The following is a 1,789-nucleotide window of genomic DNA, read 5'->3' as shown; positions in this document are numbered from 1 at the left end:
CGCTTTACCATTTCCAGTTCCACTCCGTCGCGGGCGGGTTCGCCGCCTCGACCTCGGGCGGGGGCTTCGACACGCGGCCGCTGGCCGATGCTGCCTCGGCGGGGCTGGACCTTGCGCTGGTCGTCTCCGGCGGGAACCCCATGCTCCACGACGACCCGGCGCTGGCGCGCGCCCTGCGGGGGCTGGCGCAGCAGGGGGTGCGCCTCGGCGGGATCTCTGGCGGCTCGGCGCATCTGGCCAAGGCGGGGCTGATGGCGGGGCGGCGCTTCACGGTCCACTGGACCCATATCGACGCGCTGCAGGACTACGGCCCCGACCTGCTGATCGAGCGGGCGATCTATGTCATCGACCGCGACCGCTATACCTGCGCGGGAGGGGTCGCTGCGATGGACATGATGGGGGCGCTGATCGCGCGGGAACATGGCGCAAACTTCGCCCGCGAGGTCAGCGGCTGGTTCATCCACCCGCGCCTGCGCACCGCCGACGAGCCGCAGCAGCCCGGCGCGGGGCAGCGTTTCGACCTGCATCATCCGGCGCTGGAGGCGGCGGTCGAGCTGATGGCCACCCACCTCGCCGACCCGCTGGCACCCGACCAGCTTGCGGCCCTGTCCGGCACCAGCGCCCGGCAGTTGCAGCGGCTGTTCTCGGCCCATCTCGGCGAGACGATGACCGGCTTCTACCGCGACCTGCGGCTGGCCAAGGCGAACGAGCTGCTGCAGCAGACCGCGCTGCCGGTGCTGGAGATCGCGGTGATGACCGGATTTGCCAGCGCCGCCCATTTCAGCCGCTGCTTTGCCGAAAAATACGGGATGCCGCCCGGCCGCAGGCGGCGGGCGGCAGAGGCGGTCGCCCGTCATCCCGTCAGAGCACCTGATTGAGGAAATCACGCGTCCGCTGGTCCTTGGCGCTGGTGAAGAACTCGGCCGGCGGGCCGTGTTCCACGATCACGCCCCGGTCGGTGAAATAGATGTGGTCCGCCACCTCGCGGGCAAAGCCCATCTCGTGCGTCACGAGGATGCAGGTCATGCCCTCGGCGGCCAGATCCTTGATCGTGACCAGCACCTCCTTGACCGTTTCCGGGTCAAGGGCCGCGGTCACCTCGTCGAACAGCATCACGTCGGGCCGCATCGCCAGCGAGCGGGCGATGGCCACGCGCTGCTGCTGGCCGCCGGACAGCTCGCCGGGATAGTGATCTTCTTTCCCCTCCAGTCGCACCTTCTTCAGCAGGGCGCGGGCGCGGGTTTCGACCTCGGCCTTGTTTTCCTTCAGCACCTTGATCGGCGCCATCATCACGTTCTGAAGCGCCGTCTTGTGCGGGAACAGGTTGTATTGCTGGAACACCATCCCGACCTTGCGGCGCAGCGCCAGCTTGTCGAGCTTGGGATCGTGCACCTCAAGTCCCTCGACCTGGATCGAGCCGGCCTGAATGTCGTTCAGCGCGTTGATGCAGCGGATCAGCGTCGATTTGCCCGACCCCGAGGGGCCGATGATGCAGATCACCTCGCCCTTCATCACGTCGAAGCTGATGCCGCGCAGCACCTCGACCTGGCCGAAGGACTTGTGGACATCGCGCAGGCGGACGATGGGGTCGTTCTCGTTCCAGTCGGTCATCGGGAACCTCTCAGTTCTTGACGGCGAAGCGCCGCTCCAGCCGCATCGTCAGGCGGGCGATCGGGTAGCAGTAGACGAGGAAAAGCAGCAGCGCGAAGCTGTAGAAGGGCATCAGAAGCTCGGGGTAGTTGCCCTCGGCCTCCATCGCCTGACGGGTCAGGCTGATGATCTCGTTCAC

The 1,789-nt window shown here is 67.4% G+C and carries 2 protein-coding genes; one reads left to right on the top strand and one right to left on the bottom strand.

Translation table 11 applies throughout. The features are described from left to right. Positions 1 to 878 (top strand): GlxA family transcriptional regulator (locus KTN05_RS17460; protein ID WP_217330641.1); only part of this gene is annotated, 878 nt, incomplete at its 5' end. Here KTN05_RS17460 and KTN05_RS17455 read toward each other — a convergent pair. Then, positions 862 to 1,611 (bottom strand): amino acid ABC transporter ATP-binding protein, encoded by a 750-nt coding sequence (locus tag KTN05_RS17455; RefSeq protein WP_254368341.1) that lies wholly within the window; start codon positions 1,609 to 1,611, stop codon positions 862 to 864. The genes KTN05_RS17460 and KTN05_RS17455 overlap by 17 nt on opposite strands. Between the last annotated feature and the right edge of the window lie 178 nt (positions 1,612 to 1,789).

The organism is Paracoccus sp. Z118 (assembly GCF_019061185.1).
Classification (GTDB): domain Bacteria; phylum Pseudomonadota; class Alphaproteobacteria; order Rhodobacterales; family Rhodobacteraceae; genus Paracoccus.
This window is presented reverse-complemented; position numbering and strand designations above follow the sequence as displayed.

Bases quoted from the DNA above. Each gene is read 5' to 3' on its own strand.
- KTN05_RS17455 (WP_254368341.1), bottom strand. From the start codon at position 1,611: ATGACCGACTGGAACGAGAACGACCCCATCGTCCGCCTGCGCGATGTC.